Genomic DNA, 1,075 nt, shown 5'->3' with positions numbered 1-1,075 from the left:
ACAATATTAAACTCCACCCTTTTCTCTCATCTCTTTCTTTCTCTCTCTCTCTCTCACTCTCTCTCTCTCTCTCTCTCTCTCTCTCTCTCTCTCTCTAGCTCTCTATCTCTCTCAAGAACTCATAACTAGTGGTGTTTACTTGCCATACTATTTTTAATTTTAGACATCTTCTTCAATATCAATTATTTATTTATTATTTATTTATTATGCAATTTTTCTTGTATACAATTATTTATCTTTAGGGCCCTATGGCTTAAATGTCAGAATCGAAACAACCCCTGAAACAAACAGCGTTAAAACGCTGCAGGGCAATCGACAGTCTCTGCCATAAAAAACCAGTCTCACGGGGATCACCAGACCGTTGTGCCATTTTATTTCCAAGGACTCGTATAAACTCTGCTCCGGTGGAATTTATGGGCCCCATGGTCTCAAAAGCAACAGGTATCACCTCATAACTAGACGCTAGGTTCTGATATTTCGACATTTTTCGAGTATCGGCTAGCTCTGCTGCTCCGGCAATGGTAGAAATTGTTAGGTGAATGTAGGATTTAGCTAGGGTGTCAACTACGGTGACGTCCCACACAGCACAGCGACCAGAGCACCACGGAATCAGAGTTAACCCATCAGGACGCTTGCCGTCGGATCTAGAAAGACCAACAGGTTCTTTTCTAGCGGGCACCCCTGCCTTAATTAGAGAACGCCAAATAATATCATTGATATTATTGTGGCGGCTGATCCTTCCTGAGCTACGTTTGCAAGACAGGCAATGAAGTCCGCGAGCATCCACTTGTGAGCCACACACACAGATGTGTGGTTCACATACTTTGGCTCCTAGCCGGAAACCGATAGCGACTCTGACAGCTTCGTCATCTAAAAGTAAACCACAGGAAGCGATTGGCAGAGCATGCAGCCAGTCACTACTATTAGGTGATGAAACGGCAAGCAAACGTGCTCTGTCAGATGCTTCGGTAGTAGTTTCCAGAAGGCGACTTTTAACAGCATCCAATACTGGGTTGTCCCAGTTTCGTTGTTTACGGGCTTCTGGGCCCAATGGAGCGGGATAAGTGTGATAGCT

1 protein-coding gene is annotated in these 1,075 nt (G+C 44.5%); it reads right to left on the bottom strand.

Annotated features, from left to right (window positions below; translation table 11 throughout):
* Positions 1-253: 253 nt before the first annotated feature.
* A partial coding sequence (locus tag ACREB4_RS21340) for a hypothetical protein (RefSeq protein ID WP_431590247.1) occupies positions 254-1,075 on the bottom strand: 822 nt, incomplete at its 5' end.

This window comes from Aquabacterium sp. (genome assembly GCF_050725395.1).
Classification (GTDB): Bacteria; Pseudomonadota; Gammaproteobacteria; order Burkholderiales; family Burkholderiaceae_C; genus Aquabacterium.
This window is presented reverse-complemented; position numbering and strand designations above follow the sequence as displayed.